The 21,708-nt window shown below is 59.7% G+C and carries 14 protein-coding genes, 2 rRNA genes and 1 pseudogene; 7 read left to right on the forward strand and 10 right to left on the reverse strand.

All coding sequences use genetic code 11. The features are described from left to right. The first annotated feature begins 157 nt into the window (after positions 1-157). The 3 genes from CLM72_RS10275 (at position 158) to mrdA (ending at position 5,422) form a co-directional block, all read left to right on the forward strand. Positions 158-3,049: ribosomal RNA gene (locus tag CLM72_RS10275) — 23S ribosomal RNA — on the forward strand. Between the two features lie 151 nt (positions 3,050-3,200). After that, positions 3,201-3,316: ribosomal RNA gene (gene rrf / locus CLM72_RS10280) — 5S ribosomal RNA — on the forward strand. A gap of 213 nt (positions 3,317-3,529) precedes the next feature. Continuing rightward, entirely contained in the window at positions 3,530-5,422 is a 1,893-nt protein-coding gene (mrdA, locus tag CLM72_RS10285; protein WP_054898205.1) for a penicillin-binding protein 2, read from the forward strand. Position 5,423: 1 nt separating this feature from the next. Here mrdA and CLM72_RS10290 read toward each other — a convergent pair whose 3' ends face one another. Next, positions 5,424-5,825, reverse strand: a complete 402-nt coding sequence (locus tag CLM72_RS10290; protein ID WP_105226347.1) for a GFA family protein — start codon at positions 5,823-5,825, stop codon at positions 5,424-5,426. Between the two features lie 97 nt (positions 5,826-5,922). Here CLM72_RS10290 and CLM72_RS10295 point away from each other — a divergent pair, with 97 nt between their 5' ends. The 4 genes and pseudogenes from CLM72_RS10295 to CLM72_RS10310 all read left to right on the forward strand — a co-directional run bounded on the left by CLM72_RS10295 (position 5,923) and on the right by CLM72_RS10310 (position 10,336). After that, the gene (locus tag CLM72_RS10295; RefSeq protein ID WP_105226348.1) at positions 5,923-6,390 is read left to right on the forward strand and encodes an SRPBCC family protein; all 468 of its coding nucleotides are present in this window, start codon (positions 5,923-5,925) and stop codon (positions 6,388-6,390) included. 186 nt (positions 6,391-6,576) lie between these two features. Beyond that, positions 6,577-8,932, forward strand: a pseudogene (locus CLM72_RS10300) (DNA polymerase II). Between the two features lie 49 nt (positions 8,933-8,981). After that, entirely contained in the window at positions 8,982-9,614 is a 633-nt protein-coding gene (locus CLM72_RS10305) for a glutathione S-transferase family protein (protein WP_105226349.1), read from the forward strand. A 152-nt stretch (positions 9,615-9,766) separates the two neighbouring features. After that, positions 9,767-10,336: a DUF4174 domain-containing protein gene (locus tag CLM72_RS10310; RefSeq protein ID WP_105226350.1), complete on the forward strand. Its 570-nt coding sequence runs from the start codon at positions 9,767-9,769 to the stop codon at positions 10,334-10,336. A 36-nt stretch (positions 10,337-10,372) separates the two neighbouring features. Here the strand turns inward: CLM72_RS10310 and CLM72_RS10315 are convergent, their stop codons facing one another. The 9 genes from CLM72_RS10315 to CLM72_RS10355 form a co-directional block, all read right to left on the reverse strand. Beyond that, positions 10,373-11,779 carry a lipid II flippase MurJ gene (locus CLM72_RS10315; protein ID WP_105226351.1) on the reverse strand — a complete coding sequence of 469 codons (1,407 nt, stop codon included), beginning with the start codon at positions 11,777-11,779 and terminating at the stop codon, positions 10,373-10,375. Then, positions 11,779-12,600 carry an acyltransferase gene (locus CLM72_RS10320; protein ID WP_105226352.1) on the reverse strand — a complete coding sequence of 274 codons (822 nt, stop codon included), beginning with the start codon at positions 12,598-12,600 and terminating at the stop codon, positions 11,779-11,781. The genes CLM72_RS10315 and CLM72_RS10320 overlap by 1 nt, the downstream gene beginning before the upstream one ends. Beyond that, complete coding sequence (locus tag CLM72_RS10325) at positions 12,597-14,000, reverse strand: O-antigen ligase (RefSeq protein ID WP_105226353.1); 1,404 nt, start codon at positions 13,998-14,000, stop codon at positions 12,597-12,599. Before CLM72_RS10325 ends, CLM72_RS10320 begins: the two co-directional genes overlap by 4 nt. After that, positions 14,000-15,103, reverse strand: coding sequence for a glycosyltransferase family 1 protein (locus tag CLM72_RS10330; RefSeq protein ID WP_105226354.1), 1,104 nt, complete (start codon positions 15,101-15,103; stop codon positions 14,000-14,002). The genes CLM72_RS10325 and CLM72_RS10330 overlap by 1 nt, the downstream gene beginning before the upstream one ends. Further along, positions 15,094-16,308, reverse strand: coding sequence for a glycosyltransferase family 4 protein (locus CLM72_RS10335; protein ID WP_105226355.1), 1,215 nt, complete (start codon positions 16,306-16,308; stop codon positions 15,094-15,096). The genes CLM72_RS10330 and CLM72_RS10335 overlap by 10 nt, the downstream gene beginning before the upstream one ends. A gap of 22 nt (positions 16,309-16,330) precedes the next feature. After that, on the reverse strand, positions 16,331-17,671 hold the full coding sequence (locus CLM72_RS10340) for a beta-galactosidase (RefSeq protein ID WP_105226356.1): 1,341 nt from the start codon (positions 17,669-17,671) through the stop codon (positions 16,331-16,333). Then, positions 17,668-18,849 (reverse strand): glycosyltransferase, encoded by a 1,182-nt coding sequence (locus tag CLM72_RS10345; protein WP_105226357.1) that lies wholly within the window; start codon positions 18,847-18,849, stop codon positions 17,668-17,670. The genes CLM72_RS10340 and CLM72_RS10345 overlap by 4 nt, the downstream gene beginning before the upstream one ends. Beyond that, the gene (locus CLM72_RS10350) at positions 18,849-20,828 is read right to left on the reverse strand and encodes an exopolysaccharide transport family protein (RefSeq protein ID WP_105226358.1); all 1,980 of its coding nucleotides are present in this window, start codon (positions 20,826-20,828) and stop codon (positions 18,849-18,851) included. Before CLM72_RS10350 ends, CLM72_RS10345 begins: the two co-directional genes overlap by 1 nt. Positions 20,829-20,904: 76 nt before the next feature. Further along, the gene (locus tag CLM72_RS10355) at positions 20,905-21,702 is read right to left on the reverse strand and encodes a polysaccharide biosynthesis/export family protein (RefSeq protein ID WP_105226359.1); all 798 of its coding nucleotides are present in this window, start codon (positions 21,700-21,702) and stop codon (positions 20,905-20,907) included. Positions 21,703-21,708: the final 6 nt, after the last annotated feature.

A 21,708-nucleotide genomic window follows, 5' to 3' on the forward strand; every position in this document is an offset into this window, starting at 1 on the left:
TTAAAAATTTGGGTATGTGATAGAAAGATAGACTGAACGTTACTTTCACTGGTAACGGATCAGGCTAAGGTAAAATTTGTGAGTTCTCTTAACTGAGAAATTCGAATTTTCGGCGAATGTCGTCTTCACAGTATAACCAGATTGCTTGGGGTTATATGGTCAAGTGAAGAAGCGCATACGGTGGATGCCTTGGCAGTCAGAGGCGATGAAAGACGTGGTAGCCTGCGAAAAGCTTCGGGGAGTCGGCAAACAGACTTTGATCCGGAGATGTCTGAATGGGGGAACCCAGCCATCATAAGATGGTTATCTTGTACTGAATACATAGGTGCAAGAGGCGAACCAGGGGAACTGAAACATCTAAGTACCCTGAGGAAAAGAAATCAACCGAGATTCCCTTAGTAGTGGCGAGCGAACGGGGACTAGCCCTTAAGTGGCTTTGAGATTAGCGGAACGCTCTGGAAAGTGCGGCCATAGTGGGTGATAGCCCTGTACGCGAAAATCTCTTAGTCATGAAATCGAGTAGGACGGAGCACGAGAAACTTTGTCTGAATATGGGGGGACCATCCTCCAAGGCTAAATACTACTGACTGACCGATAGTGAACTAGTACCGTGAGGGAAAGGCGAAAAGAACCCCGGAGAGGGGAGTGAAATAGATCCTGAAACCGTATGCGTACAAGCAGTGGGAGCCCACTTTGTTGGGTGACTGCGTACCTTTTGTATAATGGGTCAGCGACTTATTTTCAGTGGCGAGCTTAACCGAATAGGGGAGGCGTAGCGAAAGCGAGTCTTAATAGGGCGTCTAGTCGCTGGGAATAGACCCGAAACCGGGCGATCTATCCATGGGCAGGTTGAAGGTTGGGTAACACTAACTGGAGGACCGAACCGACTACCGTTGAAAAGTTAGCGGATGACCTGTGGATCGGAGTGAAAGGCTAATCAAGCTCGGAGATAGCTGGTTCTCCTCGAAAGCTATTTAGGTAGCGCCTCATGTATCACTGTAGGGGGTAGAGCACTGTTTCGGCTAGGGGGTCATCCCGACTTACCAAACCGATGCAAACTCCGAATACCTACAAGTGCCGAGCATGGGAGACACACGGCGGGTGCTAACGTCCGTCGTGAAAAGGGAAACAACCCAGACCGTCAGCTAAGGTCCCAAAGTTATGGTTAAGTGGGAAACGATGTGGGAAGGCTTAGACAGCTAGGAGGTTGGCTTAGAAGCAGCCACCCTTTAAAGAAAGCGTAATAGCTCACTAGTCGAGTCGGCCTGCGCGGAAGATGTAACGGGGCTCAAACCATACACCGAAGCTACGGGTATCACGTAAGTGATGCGGTAGAGGAGCGTTCTGTAAGCCTGTGAAGGTGAGTTGAGAAGCTTGCTGGAGGTATCAGAAGTGCGAATGCTGACATGAGTAACGATAATGGGTGTGAAAAACACCCACGCCGAAAGACCAAGGTTTCCTGCGCAACGTTAATCGACGCAGGGTTAGTCGGTCCCTAAGGCGAGGCTGAAAAGCGTAGTCGATGGAAAACAGGTTAATATTCCTGTACTTCTGGTTATTGCGATGGAGGGACGGAGAAGGCTAGGCCAGCTTGGCGTTGGTTGTCCAAGTTTAAGGTGGTAGGCTGAAATCTTAGGTAAATCCGGGATTTCAAGGCCGAGAGCTGATGACGAGTTATCTTTTAGATAACGAAGTGGTTGATGCCATGCTTCCAAGAAAAGCTTCTAAGCTTCAGGTAACCAGGAACCGTACCCCAAACCGACACAGGTGGTTGGGTAGAGAATACCAAGGCGCTTGAGAGAACTCGGGTGAAGGAACTAGGCAAAATGGCACCGTAACTTCGGGAGAAGGTGCGCCGGTGAGGGTGAAGGACTTGCTCCGTAAGCTCATGCCGGTCGAAGATACCAGGCCGCTGCGACTGTTTATTAAAAACACAGCACTCTGCAAACACGAAAGTGGACGTATAGGGTGTGACGCCTGCCCGGTGCCGGAAGGTTAATTGATGGGGTTAGCTAACGCGAAGCTCTTGATCGAAGCCCCGGTAAACGGCGGCCGTAACTATAACGGTCCTAAGGTAGCGAAATTCCTTGTCGGGTAAGTTCCGACCTGCACGAATGGCGTAACGATGGCGGCGCTGTCTCCACCCGAGACTCAGTGAAATTGAAATCGCTGTGAAGATGCAGTGTATCCGCGGCTAGACGGAAAGACCCCGTGAACCTTTACTATAGCTTTGCACTGGACTTTGAATTTGCTTGTGTAGGATAGGTGGGAGGCTTTGAAGCGTGGACGCCAGTCTGCGTGGAGCCATCCTTGAAATACCACCCTGGCAACTTTGAGGTTCTAACTCAGGTCCGTTATCCGGATCGAGGACAGTGTATGGTGGGTAGTTTGACTGGGGCGGTCTCCTCCTAAAGAGTAACGGAGGAGTACGAAGGTGCGCTCAGACCGGTCGGAAATCGGTCGTAGAGTATAAAGGCAAAAGCGCGCTTGACTGCGAGACAGACACGTCGAGCAGGTACGAAAGTAGGTCTTAGTGATCCGGTGGTTCTGTATGGAAGGGCCATCGCTCAACGGATAAAAGGTACTCCGGGGATAACAGGCTGATACCGCCCAAGAGTTCATATCGACGGCGGTGTTTGGCACCTCGATGTCGGCTCATCACATCCTGGGGCTGAAGCCGGTCCCAAGGGTATGGCTGTTCGCCATTTAAAGTGGTACGCGAGCTGGGTTTAGAACGTCGTGAGACAGTTCGGTCCCTATCTGCCGTGGACGTTTGAGATTTGAGAGGGGCTGCTCCTAGTACGAGAGGACCGGAGTGGACGAACCTCTGGTGTTCCGGTTGTCACGCCAGTGGCATTGCCGGGTAGCTATGTTCGGAATAGATAACCGCTGAAAGCATCTAAGCGGGAAACTAGCCTCAAGATGAGATCTCACTGGAACCTTGAGTTCCCTGAAGGGCCGTCGAAGACTACGACGTTGATAGGTTGGGTGTGTAAGCGCTGTGAGGCGTTGAGCTAACCAATACTAATTGCCCGTGAGGCTTGACCATATAACACCCAAGCAATTTGAGTCGAAAGGCCAGATTGCGGTGTGTGAAGACGCAATGAACCGAAAGTTCGACGCTCACAAAACACCACGATCTATCACATACCCAATTTGCTGAAGCGAGGCCAGCTGGCCACGACTCAGTACCCGAATTTCTTGACGACCATAGAGCATTGGAACCACCTGATCCCATCCCGAACTCAGCAGTGAAACGATGCATCGCCGATGGTAGTGTGGGGTTTCCCCATGTGAGAGTAGGTCATCGTCAAGATTAAATTCCGAAACCCCAATTGCGAAAGCAGTTGGGGTTTTGTTTTGGGCGCTCGAAAATTCCAGCGCTTTCAGCAACATTAAATAAGCTGCCGTTGAGGGAATTCGATACAAAGTGTTTCTGCATTTTTGCTATGGTGCAGCACATTTTCACAAGGATTGATCTTTATCCGCAGGATGCGGCGTCGACCTTTTCCAACGAGATGCTGTAGAAATGCCTGAACCAATACCTATCAAAGATCACGAAAAAGAAAACCGTTTGGTCAACAAACGTTTGTTTGCCTGCGCATTGCTGGTAATTGGGATCACGTGCGCCTTGGTGGGGCGTATGTATTTTTTGCAAGTCGTGCAGTACGACTATCACTCCACAATTTCGGAAAACAACCGGGTCCACGTACTGCCCATCACACCGACTCGCGGCTTGATCTATGACCGTAATGGTGTGGTCCTGGCCGACAACCGCCCGAGTTACAACTTGACCATCACCCGTGAGCGCACAGCCGACCTCAAGGGTGAACTGGACGAAATCGTCAATCTGCTGCATCTGCCTGCCGAAGACCGTGCGGTGTTTGATAAGGCGCTCAAGCAGGCCCGCCACCCGTTTGTTCCCGTCACGTTGTTCTACGAGTTGACCGAAGAGCAGATCGCCGTTTTGGCCGTCAACGAGTTCCGTCTACCAGGGGTGGACGTGGAGCCACAGTTCGTTCGCCACTACCCCCTGGGCGCGCACTTTGCCCACTCCATTGGCTACGTCGGTCGTATTAACGAAAAGGAATCCAAGACCCTTGATTCGGTGGAGTACCGCGGTACCCAATCTATCGGCAAAACCGGAATCGAGCGTTTTTACGAGTCTGAACTGCATGGCCATGTCGGTTATGAAGAGGTAGAGACCAACGCACAGGGCCGTGTGCTGCGCGTGCTCAAGCACACCGATCCGATCCCTGGTAAAAACATCGTCCTGAGCCTCGACGTCAAGCTACAGGAAGCTGCCGAAGAGGCCTTGGGTGACCGTCGTGGTTCGGTGGTCGCCCTGGACCCGCAGACCGGTGAAGTACTGGCTATGGTCAGTAAACCGAGTTTCGATCCGAACTTGTTTGTCACAGGCATTAGCTTCAAGGAGTACGCTGCGCTACACGACTCCATTGACCGACCGCTGTTCAACCGCGTGCTACGCGGGCTCTATGCGCCGGGTTCAACCATCAAGCCGGAAGTGGCCATCGCCGGTCTCGACAGTGGCGTTGTTACTCCACAAACCCGAGTGTTCGACCCGGGTTACTATCAGTTGCCAGACTTTGACCATAAATACCGCAACTGGAACCACAGTGGTGACGGCTGGGTGGACATGGACGCGGCCATCATGCGTTCCAACGACACTTACTTCTACGATCTGGCCCATAAGCTCGGGATCGATCGCCTGCACGACTATCTGGCCGAGTTCGGCCTGGGTCAGAAAGTGTCCCTGGATATGTTCGAAGAGTCTGCCGGCTTAATGCCATCCCAGGCCTGGAAGCGTGCAACCCGACGCCAGCCGTGGTTCCCAGGCGAAACCGTGATCCTCGGTATTGGCCAAGGCTACATGCAAGTGACACCGTTGCAATTGGCCCAGGCCACGGCATTGATCGCCAACAAAGGCGTATGGAACCGACCGCACCTGGCCAAGACAATCAATGGTGTGCCACCGGTGGATGAGCACCCAATGCCCAACGTGATCCTCAAGGACCCGCGTGACTGGGAGCAGGTCAACCACGGCATGCAATTGGTGATGCACGATCCCCGCGGTATCGCCCGAGCGGCAGCGCAAGGCGCGCAATACCGCATCGCCGGCAAGAGTGGTACCGCCCAGGTGGTGGCGATCAAGCAGGGTGAGCGCTACAACCGCAACAAGACGTTGGAGCGGCATCGCGATAACGCCTTGTTCGTCGGTTTCGCGCCGGCCGAACACCCGAAAATCGTGATTTCAGTCATGATCGAAAACGGTGAGGCCGGCGGCCGTGTAGCCGGGCCTGTGGTGCGACAGATCATGGATGCTTGGCTGCTCGACCAGGAAGGCCATCTCAAGCCGCAATATGCAGCGCCGGCCAAGGCACCCGGCGACCCAAGGGTTTGACTCAAACCGCCCACTCATCCCAGCGCGCTACGCCGTCATAGGCCAGCCAGGACACTTCATGGGCCGTCCAGATGTGCGAGGTGGCCCTGACGCCCGGATCATCATCCAGCGTCGCCACCCGGACGATCACGTGGGGCTGATGCCCACGTTCAGCGATCAGATGTGAGCCGCAGCGTGAGCAGAAATGTCTGAATTTGCCCGGCGAAGACTCAAAGGACGACAGCAGCTCCTCACCGAGTGTCCAGCGAAAATGTTCACGCATCACCCCGGCCGTGGCAACAAACGCGGCCGCGTGCGCCTTGCGGCAGCTTGCGCAGTGGCAGTGGCTGATGGGCATGTCCAGGCTGTCCACTTGATAGCGCACACCTTTGCACAAGCAACTTCCATTCAGTGGGTCAGTCATAACCTATGGCCAGGCAAGGAGGGGTCATCATCATCGCGCACAACGCAAGGTTGCGCATTGATTGATGTCGCCTACTGTTCAATGAAGGAGGTGACTTATGCACGTATTAGATCGCATCGAACGTAAAGTCCTGCTCAATGCGTCACGTAAACAGGTCTGGGAGGCTCTCACGGAGGCCGAGCAATTTGGACGCTGGTTCGGTATCGCGCTTAAGGGTAAAACCTTTGTGGCTGGGGAAACCATCGAAGCGCCGATTACCTATCCAGGTTATGAACATGTCGTGTGGAAGGCCAGGGTCGAACGTATCCTGCCCCAAACGCTGTTTTCCTTCTGGTGGCATCCTTTCGCAGTGGAAGAGGGCGTCGACTATGACAAAGAGGCACCGACGCTGGTGGAGTTCACGATTGAAGATCGCGCCCCAGGCATCCTGTTGCGGGTCGTCGAGTCCGGTTTTGACAAGGTGCCCGAAGCGCGTCGTCAGAAAGCCTTCAAGATGAACTCCCGTGGCTGGGACGAGCAAATGAGCAATATCGAAAATTATCTGAGCAAGCCCCCAATAAGGTGATGGGGCACACCGGAGGGCAGTCTTCACTCCGCTAGGCAGACAGGCCGCTGACGGGCTCACAAAGCACGTTCAGCTCGATGCCTTTTCTTGATTTGCTGGCCTTCATGCACACAGCGGTCGGTGGTGGCGTTTGCACGGATGCCGAGTAGAATCACGCCCTGAAAGCGATTCCTGAGGTGCGGTACGGTGGATTTACAGCAGGGTTTTGTCCTGACCCGGCATTGGCGCGATACCCCGACCGGTACGGAGGTCAGCTTCTGGCTGGCCACCGACCAAGGGCCAAGGTGCATTCGCCTACCCGTGCAGACCTCGGTGGTGTTCATCCCAGAGGCCCATCGCAAGCCACTCGATTGGCTGCTCAAGGGGGAGCGCGATCTCGAGTTGCGGCCCTTGCAGCTATGCGACTTTCATCACCGTCCGGTTCTGGGCCTCTATGCCCGCCAGCACCGCCAGTTGATGGACATCGAGAAGCGCCTGCGCGCTGCCGGGGTCGATGTGTACGAAGGTGACGTGCGGCCGCCCGAGCGCTACATGATGGAGCGCTTTATCACCGCCCCGGTGTGGTTCGGCGGCACTGCGGATGCGAGCGGCACCTTGCTCGACGCGCAAATGAAGCCAGCCCCCGACTACCGTCCTCCCTTGAAGCTGGTGTCCTTGGACATCGAGACCACCGCCCAGGGCGATCTCTACTCCATCGCTCTTGAAGGCTGTGGCGAACGCCAGGTGTACATGCTCGGCCCGCCGAACAAAACCGACGCCGTGGATTTCAAGCTCAACTATTGCGACACCCGCGCTCAACTGATCGAACACCTCAACCAATGGCTGGCCACTTTCGACCCCGACGCGATCATCGGCTGGAACGTGGTGCAGTTCGACCTGCGCGTACTCCACGAACACGCCCAACGCCTGAACGTGCCGCTGTTGCTGGGACGTGGCGGTGAAGCCATGGCCTGGCGCGAACACGGCAGCCGCAATCACTACTTTGCGGCGGCGGCAGGAAGACTGATCATCGACGGTATCGAAGCGCTGCGTTCGGCGACTTGGAGTTTTGAATCCTTCAGCCTGGAAAACGTTGCGCAAACCCTGCTCGGCGAAGGCAAGGACATCTCCACGCCGTACCAGCGCATGGACGAAATCAACCGCATGTTTGCCGAGGACAAGCCTGCCCTGGCGCGCTACAACCTCAAGGACTGCGAACTGGTCACGCGGATTTTCGAAAAGACCGAGTTGCTCAAGTTCCTGCTGGAACGGGCCAGCGTCACCGGGTTGCCGGCCGACCGCAACGGCGGCTCCGTGGCCGCCTTCACCCACCTGTACATGCCGTTGATGCACCGCCAGGGTTTTGTAGCACCGAACCTGGGCGACAAACCGCCCCAAGCCAGCCCCGGCGGTTTTGTCATGGACTCGCGCCCAGGCCTCTATGAGTCGGTGCTGGTGCTGGACTACAAAAGCCTTTACCCGTCGATCATCCGCAGCTTCCTCATCGACCCGGTGGGCTTGATCGAAGGTCTCAAGCATCCCGACGACAGCGATTCGGTGGAAGGCTTTCGCGGGGCGCGCTTCTCCCGCACCCGGCATTGCCTGCCGTCCATTGTCACGCGGGTGTCGGAAGGCCGCGAAGAGGCCAAGCGCGAACGCAATGCGCCGTTGTCCCAGGCACTGAAGATCATCATGAACGCCTTTTACGGTGTGCTCGGCTCCAGCGGCTGCCGGTTCTTCGACACCCGGCTGGCGTCCTCGATTACCCTGCGTGGGCATCAGATCATGCGCCAGACCCGTGCACTGGTTGAGGCCCAAGGGTACGAGGTGATTTACGGCGACACCGACTCCACCTTCGTCTGGCTGGGCAGCGCGCACTCTGCGCAGGACGCCAATCGCATCGGCCTGGCGCTGGTGCAGCACGTCAACAACTGGTGGCGCGCACCTGAGCAACGAGTACGGCCTGCAAAGCGCCCTGGAACTGCAATACGAAACCCACTTCAGTCGCTTCCTGATGCCGACCATTCGTGGCGCCGAGGAGGGCAGCAAAAAGCGCTATGCCGGCCTGGTCGTGCGCGAAGATGGCAGCGAAGAAATGGTCTATAAAGGCCTGGAAACCGTGCGCAGCGACTGGTCGCCCCTGGCCCGGCAATTCCAGCAGGAACTCTACCAACGCATCTTCCACCGCCAACCCCATCAGGACTACATACGCGACTACGTGCGGCGTACCTTGAGCGGCGAATTCGATGAGTTGTTGATCTACCGCAAACGCCTGCGCCGGCCCTTGCACGACTACGAACGCAACGTCCCGCCCCACGTACGCGCCGCGCGCCTGGCAGACGAGTACAACGACCGCCTGGGCCGCCCGCGCCAGTATCAGCGTGGTGGCTGGATCAGCTACGTGATCAGCGTCAACGGCCCGGAACCGCTGGAAGTGCGGCGGGCACCCATCGACTACGACCACTACGTCACGCGCCAATTGCAGCCCGTGGCTGACGCAATCCTGCCGTTCGTGAATGACGATTTCGGTACCCTGGTAGGCGGGCAGATGGGGCTATTCTAGCTAATCGACCACAGGCTCGATATTGCCCATCGCTCAGGAGGAAACGCCCATGTACACCCTTTATGGCACCGACGAATCCGGCTCCTGCATGATCGAAATTGCCCTGCGGCGCTGCGCAGTGCCGTGGCATCGCGTGCAGGCCAGTTCCTGGCAGGACGGCGAGGGTAGCGACGCGCTTGCACGTATCAATCCACTCAAACAGATCCCCACCCTGGTCACTCCAAATGGCCAGGTACTGACCGAAAGCGCCGCGATCCTGATCCACTTGGGCCTGGAGTATCCCAAGGCCGAATTGCTGGCCGGCGATCGTGCGCAGATCCTGCGCGGCTTGCTGTATATCGCCGCCAACTGCTATTCGGCGATCGGCATCATCGACTACCCGCAACGCTGGTTGGGCAATGCCGATGAGGCGCAACAAGCGCAACTGGTCAGCGGCACACGGCGCTACCTGCGCCAGGCTTGGGTCGTGTTTGCCGATCAGTTTGCCGGCCAGCTGTTTACCCCGAGCAACGCGCCGAATGCACTGGGCATCATGGCGGCGGCGGTGTCGCGTTGGGACGACGCGCGTGAGGTGCTCGGCAACCTGGCGCCGGGCTTTGCGCAGAGCCTGGAGCGGGTAGACGCTGACCCTGTCGTGGCCCCCGTTTTTGCCCGGCATTGGCCGCAGTGGAAGGTCTCGTAACCGGAAGAAACAATGACCGAGCCACTGTCCAAGCCCTTGCGTAGCGGGCTTCCTGACCTACGCTTCTCAAAGTGGTGTAGGAATCATCCTTGAATTTGGCTGTCGCAGACATGAAACTCAAGAACCCTGCATGGAATTCAAAGGAGGTGCGCATGCTCATCCGGTCGCTGACCCTGGCTACCTTGATGGCTTTTACGGGGCCTTTGTTGGCCGCTGATGATAATCCGCTCAAGCAGGAATTGGGCAAGACGCGCCCACTGGTGGTCGTGGAGCTTGATGCTGGAAACCCGACACTGGCAACGCTGAAGAAACAACTGGAAGAGGCTGCCACCAAGCAGGCGTTCGAAGAGCGCAGCATGGTGTTCTACACCGTGAAGTTCGGCAGCATTGGTGCCGAAGGGGAGAAGTTCGCCAAGGATCCCAAAGACAGCAAAAAGCTCACGCCGCCTGAAACCAACGCACTGATCCGTGCCCTCAAGCTCGGCGTCGGCAGCGGCACCAAAGTGATTCTGATCGGCAAGGACGGCGAGAAGAAACTCGAGAAAACCGTGCCGCCGGACAGCCTTGACCTGAAGGAATTCTTCAGCGCCATCGACCAGATGCCGATGGCGGAAAAGGAGCTTGCCGCCCCTGCGGAACCGGAGCCTGTTGCAGCCGCTCCAGCCAAGGGCACCAAACCCGCCAAGCCCGGCAACAAAACCCCTAAGCCACTGGAGGATTGAACAGGCCCCCACCCACCGTTCTGGTGGGAAGCGGCCTCAGGCTTTCCACGGCTTGAGCCAAAGCCCCAGCCCCACCAACACCAGCGCGCCGGCCAGGCTACTTAACCCCAACTGCCACCCATCGTTGTGCAATGGATGCAGGGCCAGCGCCGCCACACCCAACAGAACCCCGCTCAAGCCCCACTGCAACGGCCAGCCCAGTTGGCCGAGCAGTTGCTGGCGGTGCATTAGCAACACGTTGGTCACCACCACGCCACCCAACGCCGCCAAGGCGATCCCCGGCAGGCCGAAACAATAGGGCAGCACCACCAGCAAAGCGGCGTTGACCAGGCTGCCCAGCAGTTCGCAGTTGAGTGGCAGGCGCGTGTCGCCGCTGGCATAGGCATAGCGGGCGAGCATGGCGTTCCAGGCGCCAAACACCAGTGGCGTGGCGAACCAGGCCAGCAGCGCCGGCAGTGGGCCGTCGACGCTCTGGGCGGGCATCAGCAGATGGATCAGCGTGGGGCTGGCGCCAATCAGGCCGAAGGCTGCAGGCAGGCTCAGCAGGGTCGCTGCATCCAGGCCGCGGCGCAGCAGGGCCAGGCGCTGTTGACCTTGCTCGCCGCTCATCATGCCCAGCAGCACTTGGTTGAGGCTCATCAGGGCGATCAATGGCAGGTTGATCAGCTTGCGTGCGAGGTTAACCCACGTAACAGCGCCTTCCCCCAGGAAACTGGCGATCAATCGTTCCAGTAGCGCCAGGCCCTGGCTGGCCACGTTGCTGGCCAACAACGGCCCGATGCGCCCCAGCAATTCGCGGCCGGCCAGAGGGTCGCCGGTGACCTGCCACGGCCGCCAGCCGAAAGACCAGACCGGCGCCAGCAACGGCAGGCACATCAAGACACTGCCAGCAAAAAAGCTCATGGCCAGTTCGGCACTGTCGCTGGAACTGCCGCGGATAAACAGGTACAGCACCGGTGGCAGATTGAACAGTAAAGAGCCCAGGCCTGGCAGGACAAAACGTTGGCGTGCCTGCAAGGGAATACTGAACAGCCCATGCATCACCAGGCCTGGCGCACAGGCGGCCAGCCAGCGCAGGTTGGCGGCGGCTTGTGCATGGGCCGCGGCGTCCAGGCCGGGCCCGATCAGGCGCACCCACAGCGGCGCGCCCAGCGCCAGTATGGCAAACAGCGCCAGGCCCACCCCCAGCAGGCGGGGGGACAGGCAGGCCAACCAAGCTTGCTGGCGGTGTGGGTCGCGTTGCTGATAGAGGGGCAGGGCCGCCGCTGCGAGCAAGCCGGCAGCCAGGGTCATGCGCAATGCTTCGGGCAAAAACACCGCCACCAGAAACCCGTCGCTGCGACTGCCCGCGCCCCAGGCCGCCACCAGTAGCCATTCTCGTGCAAAACCGGCCACCAACCCGGCGAGCGTCGCCAGGGTCAGCCAGAGCGTGCTGCCGAACATCAGTGAAACAGGGTGAACAGGCCCTTGCCACCCACCTTATAGTTCAGGTCATGGCAACGCTCGCCCATGATTTTGGCACCACTTCCGCCAATGATTTTGTAGGGCGCAACGGCTTTGGCCACCACGGTATTGGCGCTTATCACCGAACCATAGCCCAGGTGCGTGCCGAAGCCGATCAACGCACGGCTGCCGATCCAGACGTAGTCGTCGATGTAAGTCGGCCCGGAAATCGACCAGAACTCCGGCGCCTGCAAATCATGGCTGCCGGCGATGAGCAGAACATGCGACGCAATCGCCACATGGTTGCCGATCACCAGTCCGGCGCGGGCGTCCACTTGGCAATGCCAACCGATTACCGAATCGTCGCCGACCACCAAATTGTGCATGCCCAGAACTTCGGTGTTACGCCACAAGCTGGAGCCCTTGCCGATCTTCGCGCCACCCAGGCGCAGCCAGGCAATGCGCACATGGTGGCTGGGGATCTTGTTGATCAAGATGTTGTAGGCCATGTCCCAGGCACTGCGCCAGCGGTCTTTGACGGTTGCCCAGTTTTTGCCGTAACGGGGCAGTAACTCGGCCGCAAGGTCCTGTTTCATCCGGCGGAACAGGCGTCGGGCCACCGGGTGTTCAATCGCAGTTTCCAGGTCGATGGAGCTGATCCAGAACCGCTTGTTGTCGCCTTCGCCTTCTTCAAATACCACGTCGTTGGCCAGGCACCAGTCCAGCGCCTCTTCCAGGTCTGGCAGGCTTACGCCTAGTTCACTGGCCAGCATGGGGAGACGGTCGCGCAAGTCGGTGGAGTGAATCATCCGGTGCTTCATGGTCGGTTATCCTTTGGCGCAGTAGCAGGAACGGTGGCGGTAACGGTGGGGCGCAGGCGCACCTGTTGCAGGCTCATGCCCATCAACAGCCAGAACAGCGCGATCAGTACAAAGGTGAAGCTGAAATAGTGGTCGAAAATCCCCGTCAGCAGCGCCGCTAACACGCCACAGATGCACCCCAGCCACAGCGCATTGTCGGCGGTGACCTTGCGCACCTGGCCCAGGGGCCGCACTTCGCGCCACCACAACAGGGTGACGGTGATAAACAGCAGCATCCCTGGAATGCCGACCTTGTAGATGAAGTTCAGCCACAGGTTTGAGATCCCCAACAGATTGGTGCCGGGCACGGGCGGGTCGATCTTGAAGCCGATCCCCAGGGGGAAGGTCGCCATGGCGGCGGGGAACTTGGCGTACTCGTCAAAGCGGATTTCGGTACTGGCGTTGGTGGTCGAGAAGATGGTCATCAAGCGGTCCTGCAACGGCGGATAGAACATCACCAGCGCAACGGCGAACGCCGCCCCGATACCGATGATGCGTCCGCTGTTCGGCACGCGCTTGTAGGCCAGCCAGATCAACACCAGCGCCAAGGCCACGATGGCTCCGCGGGAAATGCTCAGCAGCAAGCCGGCACACCCCAGCACCGCCACCGCCAGACCCAGCGCCCGGCGCCAGCCGCTGCGGGTCCAGCCATAAAACAGTGCCAGGGGAATAAACAGCACCAGCACGCCACCGGTCAGGTTGGGGTGCACCCAGGGCGAGGCCATGCGCGTGTAGTTGGCAGAGAAAATATCCTTCACCGCTTCCGGGTGGGCGTATTTGAGGTCGGTGAGAATATCGATCATCGACATCGCGTTGCGCGTCTTCAGGAACATGAAGATCGACAGCAACAGCATCGCCAGGTTACCCAGCAACAGGGCGACCACCACCTTGTCGCGGTCGGCATCGGTGCGTAGCAGCAGCGGCACGATAAACAGCATCGACAGGTTCATCAGCCAGCGCACCCAGTTCACCGGCCCGTTGCCTTCGGCATGGATGATCAACATGCCCCAGATAAACGGAATGGTGCTGAACAGCATCAGCCACATCAGCGCCCGCTCGGTCGGCCGCCACAGCATGAAACCACGGGTCTTGCCGATGAACGATTGCCAGAACACTCCGACCCAAGTCAGCCCCAGCACCGCCTCGCTGACGGTGGTGCGGATACCCAGTTGCAAGGTGGTGTAGGGAATACTGGTGGCCAGTACCGCGAAAATCAGCAAGCCCCACAGGGGAAAGCGGATCAGCGTCAAAGCCACGGCTACACCGGCCACGACCAGCATGACCTTGATCGGCGACAGGGCCAACAGCAACCCGCCGAACACCAGGCCCAGCAGCAGACTGACGAATTTTCCTGGCAGCATTAGCGATCCAATTCCTTGAGCAAAGTGTCCACGCGTGAGCGATAGGCCGGTTCGGCAAATTGCCGGGCCCAGGCGCGGTGTGTTTCGCCGTCTTGCGTGGCATCGGCGGCTGCCAGTTGTTGCATGACGTTTTGCAATTGCTCGGCATCATGGGGGGCGAAGCGCGGGGCGTTGGGCGGCGCGATTTCATCCAGGGCGCTGCCGCGTGCCACCGCGACCGGCGTGCCGACACTCAAGGCTTCCACCACTGGCAGGCCGAAGCCCTCGGCATAGGATGGCTGCCACAGGCACGCGGCATGGCGGTAGAGTGCTTGCAGTTGGCCGTCCGACAAACCGGTGCACCAATGCAGGCCCGGCAGGTCACCAAGTGCCGTCGGTACATCGCTGGCGTGGCCCACCAGGACCATGTCCGGCACGTCAGGGTTCAGCGCACGGCAGGCCTGCCATTGGCGCAGGAAGAACTCCATGTTCTTGCGCGGCTCCCGCGTGCCCACAACCAGCCAGTAGTGTGTCGGCAGGTTGGTTGGCAGCGGCTCTGGCGCTGCATTCAATTCGGGCACTAGGTTGTTCAGCACGCGGAACTTGGCCCGGGCCCAGGGGAACAGGCGCGCGGCCTCATTGCAGGAAAACTGCGAAGGGCACCACACCCGATCAGCCTGCCACACCGACCAGGCAATCGAGGCCCCGTCGATCAGGCGGTAGGCCAGGGCTTTGAGTTTGGATCGATGGAAGTTGCGGTGGGTGAGCTGAAACAGGTCATGCAACACCAGCACATAGCGGGTGCCAGCGGGTTTGCGGCACAGCGGCAAGCCCATATTGGCCGTGGCGATGTACAGGTCGATCTGCTGCTCGTGCAAAGCCTTGGGCAAGAAACCGCGCTCGAACCGCAGGCGCACTTGTGGGCGTTGCAGGCCGTCCAGCGGGCTGGCCCAGGCCGGGCAAACGGCAGTCTGGCGTTGTGGATGGTCCAGGGGCGCCTCGGTGAACAGCACCACCTCGGTGTTGCCGCGTGCGCGCAGGGCGTCTTCCAGAGCCACGACCTGGCGGGCGATGCCCGAAGACGGCGCAACTGTGGCGGGGCGATAGTCCAGGGCTACACGCATGGCTGAGACTCCTTGGCGGTGAGCAAGCTGCGGTAGAGGTGCTCCAGTTCGTTAGCCGCCACCGCCCAGTCGTGGTAGTGACGCGCATAGTCGCGTGCGGCATCGGCCAGCCGCCCGGCCAGCGCCGGTTCATCCAGCAGGCGCACAACGGCGTCGGCCAGGGCCTCGGCGTTTTCGCCGGCCAGGTAATGCACCTGGGGCTGCACCGCCAACCCGGAGACACCCTGGGCCGTGCTGACCAGAGGCAAGCCGGCGGCCATCGCCTCCAGCACTTTGAGCTTGGAGCCGCCGCCATGGCGCAACGGGGCGACAAAACCGGCGCAGCGGCGCTGCAAGGCGCACAGGTCGGGAACAAAACCCAGCCACTCGATACGCTCATCTGGCCAACGCTCGCGCCAGTGTTCGGGTAAGCCATAGCCGACCACCGCCAGGCGCGCATTCGGGCACTGCAACCAGATCCTGGGGAAGATTTCTTCGAGCAGCCACTGCACGGCGTCCAGGTTCGGTGCATATTCGTAGTTGCCAACGAACAACAGGCGCTGGCTCTGCGCATCAGCGCTGACCTCGGCAAAGGCTCGGCTGTCCACCCCGTTGACCACCACGGTCACCGGCGTCGATGACAATGGCCGCATGGCCTGGGCGTCCGCCTCGGTCACGGCGACTACCTGGGCGGCGGTATCGAATGCCTTGCGTTCCCATTGTCGGCAGCGCCACTGGTCATACTGTACAAACGGTGCGGCCCACTTCGGGAAGCGGTCGTAAGTGGCGCCGCCGAGGCTCGATTCCAGGTTGTGCTCGGTCAGCACAAAGTCGCGCCGTTGCTGCTGCAGGGTACGCAGGAACGGCTGCAGGCTGTAGCTGTGTTCCACCTGAATCACGTCCCAGCGCTCGTTCAACAGTTGCGCAAACTGTGCCTGCAACGGTGCCGATAGGCCGTTGACCGTGGTCAACAGCGGCCAGGGGGCGAACACGCCACCGAGCAGGGTCAGCGGGTGTTTCAGTGGCCGGCGCGGTACGACGATCAAGCGTTCGAGCAACGGCTCCAAGGCCGCATGCACCGCGTCATCGGCCAGCGTTTTTGATTGCGCCAGCAGCGTGATGCGATGCCCGCGCTCACTCAAGGTGCGCAGCAAATGGTACTGCCGCGTTTTGCCGCCGCTGGTGGTCGGCCACGGCAGGTAGGGCACAATCCATAGGATTCTCATGTACAGCTCTCCATGCCCAGGGCTACCACACCAGTATCTGCAAACTTGGCTTCACCACCGGGCGAATACCGTTGTCGTCGCTCAGGGTTTGCCGGGCGCCGGTCAGCGGGTCCAGCAGTTCTGCGCGTTTGATGCTGGGCAGGCTGATGTTGCTGCCTTCGGCACTCCAATACATCAGCAGGTGTTTTCCGTCAGGGCGGGTCCAGGCCACGCTGTAGAAACTGTCTGGTACATCCTGCAACGGCGGCGTGTTGCCGGGTTTAAGCGTGGGGCCGGTGATCTCCAGGAAGCGGGCGAGGGCGGTGTATACCGGCTTGGGTTCGCCATCAAGGTTCAACAGGCCGTAATGCTGGTCGCGTGGCGAGGCGCGTTGGTCGAGGTCAGACAAGGCGAACAGAAAGATCTTCTGGTAGTCCTGGGAAGCCATCAAGGCCAGGCGGCGCAAGGTGTAATCGGCTTGCCCGTCGATACCGATCAGGTCCTGCATTTCCTTGGGGCCGGCATAGCTGGACCAGCCCCATTCAGTGGCCCATACCTGCTTGATCCCGGCACCGTGGAGCATCGAATTGAGTTGATCGCCGCGCAGCAGCACTTCGTTCTTGCCTGGCTCATCGGTTTCCGGGGTCATCGAATAAGGGTGATACGCCGCGACCATGCCCAGGCTTTGCACGCCCAGCGCGCCGAGGGCTTCAAACATCAGGGTTTTGCCACGGGGCGGCATCTGGCTGTAATACGCCATGCCGCCCATGACTTGCAGTTTGTCGGGCGCAGCAATGTTCAAGGCCTTGTGACTGGCCAACAACAACTGCGCGTATTCCTTGGCGTTGACTTTAGGGCGCCAGTTGTTCGGCAGGTTCTGTTCATTCCACACCTGCCAGGCATCGATATTCGGGTAGCGCTTGGCCAGGACGGCCAGGCGCATCGCATAGATGTTGGCGTCCCGTGGCTGATACTGGTCTTGGAACGGCACGCCCTTGGGTGCGGTGGTGATAAAGGGCGCCGAGCCCACCAGGTAAAACACCGAGCGCAGTTTTTCGGCGGTCAGGGTGCGGTCTAGTTCGTCGAAGGTGCTCAGCTGATACTCGTCTTCCTTGGGTTCCAGGCGATCCCAGTGCAGGTCGACCCGCACCCATTGCAACCCTAGCTTTTTATATTGCTTGATCTGCTTGCGGTACTGCTCGGGTGTGAACCACAGGAAGTGCGCGTTCACGCCGAGGAAGTCCTTCCAGACTATGGTGCGCTCCGGGGCCAGGTTGACCGGCTGCGCATCAACTTTTTCACTCAACAGCAGGGCGCTACCGACGGCGATTGACAGCGCCAGCGGCAAGTAGCGCCACACTGGGCGAACGGATGACAGGTTCATCGCAACGGTTCCTTACAAGCATCCCGAAATAATTCAGCAAACCGCTGGGCCGTGTTGGCCCACTGGCGTTGGCGGCCGATTTCTCCCGCCCGGTCGGCCCATTGCTGCGCCTGTTGCGGGTCGAGGATCAAGCGGTTCAAGGCGTTGCTCAAGGACGCTGTATCGCCCTGCTGATAGGTGATGCCATTGCCGCCGGCCACCTCTTCGGCAAAGGCGCGGGCGTTGGAGGTGATCACCCCGCGGCCGCATGCATTGGCCCACGACAGCGCGCCACTGGTGCCGCGCATCTGCCCCAGGAAACTGAGTTTTTTCGATTCGCGATAGGGCAGCACCATCACATGGTGCGCCTGGATCGTAGAAGGAATCTGCGCCGAGGGCAGGTCCAGTTGCCAGTCCACCACATCCTCCAAGTGCAGCGCGCTGATCTGCTGGCGCAGGCCATCGAGGTAGTTGCCGGCGGGGTCAAAAGTCATTTCCGGCGCGGTGCCACCGGCCAGGGTCAGGCGTACCTGGCCTCGGCATTGCGGGTGGGCGGCCAGTGATTGGGCCAGGGCCTGGAGCAGGTCCTCAATGCCCTTGCCACGGTAGATAAAGCCGAAATACAGCAGGCGCAACGGCGCCAGTGGCGGCAAGGCCTGGGGCGCGATGGGCAGGTTGCCATGGGCAATTACCGCCACCTGTTGCGGGCGCAGGCCCATGCGCTGGCGCAGGCAGTCGCCGCCCAGGCGGGTGAGGGTGATCAGCCGGCGCATACCTTTGGCCAAGCGCCGTTCTTCGTGCAAGGTCAGCGGGTCGGCCAACAGCGCGGCCGCTTGGGGCAGCGGGTGGGGCAGGCGTTCAAGTAGCGTCAAGGGGAGAAACAGCTTGGCCCGGCGCCAGATCAGGCGCTCCGGGTCATGCACCGTGGCGGTCAACGGCAGGTGCGGTTGCGCCCGGCGCAGGTACTCCAGCGCCTGGAACTCACCGAAGCGTCCACCTCCCAGTTCAGCATGCACCAGGTCCACGCTGCGCCAGTCAAAGGCCTGCAGGCGCTTCAACTGTTCAGGCAGCTCCAGGCAGCCGGCGAGCGGGGTCACCACCTCCAGGCCCTGTTCGATCAACGCGTTGCGCAAGTGCGCGGCGTAATCGGCGATCCCGGTCTGCTCCGGTGGCAGCGGCGCCAGCAATGCGATACGCATCAGGCCGCCCCACGCCAGCTGTTGAGTCGCGCCAGCACCTTGGCCGGCACTTCGAAGCGGCGGCGGTTGAGGATCATGCCATCGACTTTGCCGAATGCAGTGGTCAGCAACGACACGGCATTTTCGATCGTCGGTACGGTGCTGGTGCGGGCCTCGATTACCAGCACGATCTGGTCGGCGCGGCGCAGCGTCAGGAACGCCTGCGGGTTGGAGGACAGCGCCGAGGCGTCCAGCAGTAATACTTCACCCGGCGTTGGCGCGTTCGCCCCATCGACCGAGACGCGATGGCCACGCTCCTCCAGCAAACGCTTGAGTTGCGAGGCGATAAAGGTCACACCCTCGCCATGGCGCGCCGAGGTCAGGCCCAGGGCGAAACCTTCGGCGGCGATGCGATCCAGGGGCAGCAGGCTGTACAAGCGATAAAGGCTGGCGGTGACGGCTGCCGGCGTTGCGTCCTGTACATCGGGAATGCTGCTCCACAGCGGCACATGGAACATCTCCTGCAAGCGGGTGCCATCGTGGATGCGCTGGTCCAGCAGGTACAGCACATAGATGGTCAGCAAGCCCACGGCCACGCCGGCGGGAATGGCGAACAACAGCATCAGCAGGCTCTTGGGAAACACGCGTGCCGGGTTGAGGGTGGCGTGTTCGATCAGGGCGATGTTGCTGATCTGGCTGTTGTCCAGTTCATGGTCGATTCGCGCCTGTTCAAGATTGTCCGAGTACAAGGCATAGCTCTTTTCGGCCGTGCGCAGTTGTTGGCTCAGGGTATTGAGTTGCGGTTCATCGGTCATCGCCTGGTCACGCTGGGTGCGCAGTTCGGCAAGGGTCTTGTCGTAGTTCTCGATTTCCCCGGCCAGTTTGCGCTCTTGCAACTGGGCGTCGATCATTTGCTGTTTGACGTTGATCACCAGGCTGTTGGGCGCGGTGTTTTGCGAGCGTTCCAGGCGTGTGGCTTCCTGAGCACTGAGCGCTTCCATGTCGCGGATGTTCTGCTCGATCTGATTGACCTGCGGCGTACCCGGCAGGTAAGTGCGCAACAGCCGTGCCCGCTCCACTTGCAGCGCATTGAGCTGGCGCTTGAGGTCGAGCTGGGTGGGGTTGAGGCTCGTTTCGCGCATCGTCACCACGTCTGCCGGCTGGCTCTTGATCTGCTGGCTGGCGTTGGCCAGGAGGCTGCGAATCCCTGAGATCTGGTTCTGAGCACTGACCTTGGCGTCGGTGACGCGGTCGATCTGGTTGGTCAGGTTCTTCAGGCGCGCATCGACACTGATCGAGTCGATCTGCTTCAAGCGGCCTTGCAACTGATCTTTCAGGCTCTGGATATTCTCCGCCACCTTGGCGCGTTCGGTTTCATAGAAGGTGTGCAGGCTCTTGCGCCCAAGAATCCGCGCACGTTCTTCGAGGTAGGCGTTGACCCATTCCTCGACGATTTTTTGCGCCACCGCCGGGTCGTCCCAGGTAAAGGAAATCTCGATCACCGAAGACCCCGGTTCGTGACCGGCGGTGAAGTTCTTCTCCAGTGAGGTCGCCAAGCGCTCCAGCGGGCTTTGTTTCTCGGCAAGGCCGACGAACTGCAGCACACTACGAATGCCATTGATGACTTCGCCAACGCCCTTTTTGATGTAGAACTTGGTCACCTTCCAGAAGCCTTGCGGCGGTTCGGCGGTCATCGCCATATAGCGCTCGGCAACGATATGCACGATGGGCCGGCCGGTGAGCATTTTTTCTTCGTCGACAATCGGGTCGTGCTGGGTGCTCGGGGCAATCAGCGTCTGGCGATTGGCGGCTTCGATCGGCAAGGTGGTGTTGTCTCGCCCCGGCTTGACCAGCAAGCGTGCGTCCGACTCGTAGCGGGCCGGCAACAGGAAGGCACCCAGCACCGCGACGACGATTGTGGTGATCACGGCTAGTTTGAATTCGCGGCGGTAGATGAAAAACAGCCGCAGCAGGTCGCGAAGAGAGCGGATTTCGATCACAGGATCACTCCGTTGGATAGATGTTGTTCATCGAATAAAATCAGCGTGCTCAAGTGATATAAAGCCTGCGTCATAATCATTGTGGAGCGCTGATATAGGTATCGCCGGACTTGTTGCCATTGAGCTGATAATTCAAGCCCAGTCCAATCCCTTTGCTAACCGGAAACAGCTTTGTGAAATACATATCCACAGCCTCCACCGTCGCGCCGATGCCCGACTGCGGCACAAAGATCAAGTCGCCGCGCTGCAAGGCCACGCGCGGCTGATTGGGGTTGGTCAGCATGCTCTCCAGGCTGATGAAGTACGTCTTGTACTTGCCATCTGGCCCGGTGCGCAGCAAGGCCACGTTGGAGGCATCCGCCGAGGGCAATACACCACCGGAACTGAGCAGTGCCTGCTCGACGCTGACGTTGCCGGCCAGGTCGAAAAATGCCGGGTTAGGCACCGCACCGCCGATAAACACCTTGTTGCTCGGTGCGCTGGCGATGTTCACCGTCACCGCAGGTTCGCGGTAAATGCGCTTGTACTTCTCGGTGATTTCCTTGCCCAGGTCTTCGGGCGTGCGCAAGGCCGCCTTGACCCGGCCAATATTGGGCACTGAGATCACGCCGTCGGGGCGCACCACGAACACCGTCATGTCATCGGCCGCCGCCGGTTCCTGGGCATCACGCACGATACGCAGCGAGTCGCCGCTCTGGATCAGCACCTGCGGCGGCGGCAGGTCGGCCAGGGTCAGTGCCGCTTGATGACCTGCCTTGAGCGTATCGTTGTCAGGAAGCGGCACCCGCGCGGGGGTCGAACAGCCAGCCAGCCAGATTGAGGCGCTCAAGAGGCCGAGCAGGGTAAGACGGGAACGTCGGTTGATAGTCTTCATGACGGC

Source organism: Pseudomonas sp. MYb193 (assembly GCF_002966775.1).
In the GTDB taxonomy this organism is placed as follows: Bacteria; Pseudomonadota; Gammaproteobacteria; order Pseudomonadales; family Pseudomonadaceae; genus Aquipseudomonas; species Aquipseudomonas paracarnis.

Bases quoted from the DNA above. Each gene is read 5' to 3' on its own strand.
- mrdA (WP_054898205.1), top strand. From the start codon at position 3,530: ATGCCTGAACCAATACCTATCAAAGATCACGAAAAAGAAAACCGTTTG.
- CLM72_RS10290 (WP_105226347.1), bottom strand. From the start codon at position 5,825: ATGACTGACCCACTGAATGGAAGTTGCTTGTGCAAAGGTGTGCGCTAT.
- CLM72_RS10295 (WP_105226348.1), top strand. From the start codon at position 5,923: ATGCACGTATTAGATCGCATCGAACGTAAAGTCCTGCTCAATGCGTCA.
- CLM72_RS10305 (WP_105226349.1), top strand. From the start codon at position 8,982: ATGTACACCCTTTATGGCACCGACGAATCCGGCTCCTGCATGATCGAA.
- CLM72_RS10310 (WP_105226350.1), top strand. From the start codon at position 9,767: ATGCTCATCCGGTCGCTGACCCTGGCTACCTTGATGGCTTTTACGGGG.
- CLM72_RS10315 (WP_105226351.1), bottom strand. From the start codon at position 11,779: ATGTTCGGCAGCACGCTCTGGCTGACCCTGGCGACGCTCGCCGGGTTG.
- CLM72_RS10320 (WP_105226352.1), bottom strand. From the start codon at position 12,600: ATGAAGCACCGGATGATTCACTCCACCGACTTGCGCGACCGTCTCCCC.
- CLM72_RS10325 (WP_105226353.1), bottom strand. From the start codon at position 14,000: ATGCTGCCAGGAAAATTCGTCAGTCTGCTGCTGGGCCTGGTGTTCGGC.
- CLM72_RS10330 (WP_105226354.1), bottom strand. From the start codon at position 15,103: ATGCGTGTAGCCCTGGACTATCGCCCCGCCACAGTTGCGCCGTCTTCG.
- CLM72_RS10335 (WP_105226355.1), bottom strand. From the start codon at position 16,308: ATGAGAATCCTATGGATTGTGCCCTACCTGCCGTGGCCGACCACCAGC.
- CLM72_RS10340 (WP_105226356.1), bottom strand. From the start codon at position 17,671: ATGAACCTGTCATCCGTTCGCCCAGTGTGGCGCTACTTGCCGCTGGCG.
- CLM72_RS10345 (WP_105226357.1), bottom strand. From the start codon at position 18,849: ATGCGTATCGCATTGCTGGCGCCGCTGCCACCGGAGCAGACCGGGATC.
- CLM72_RS10355 (WP_105226359.1), bottom strand. From the start codon at position 21,702: ATGAAGACTATCAACCGACGTTCCCGTCTTACCCTGCTCGGCCTCTTG.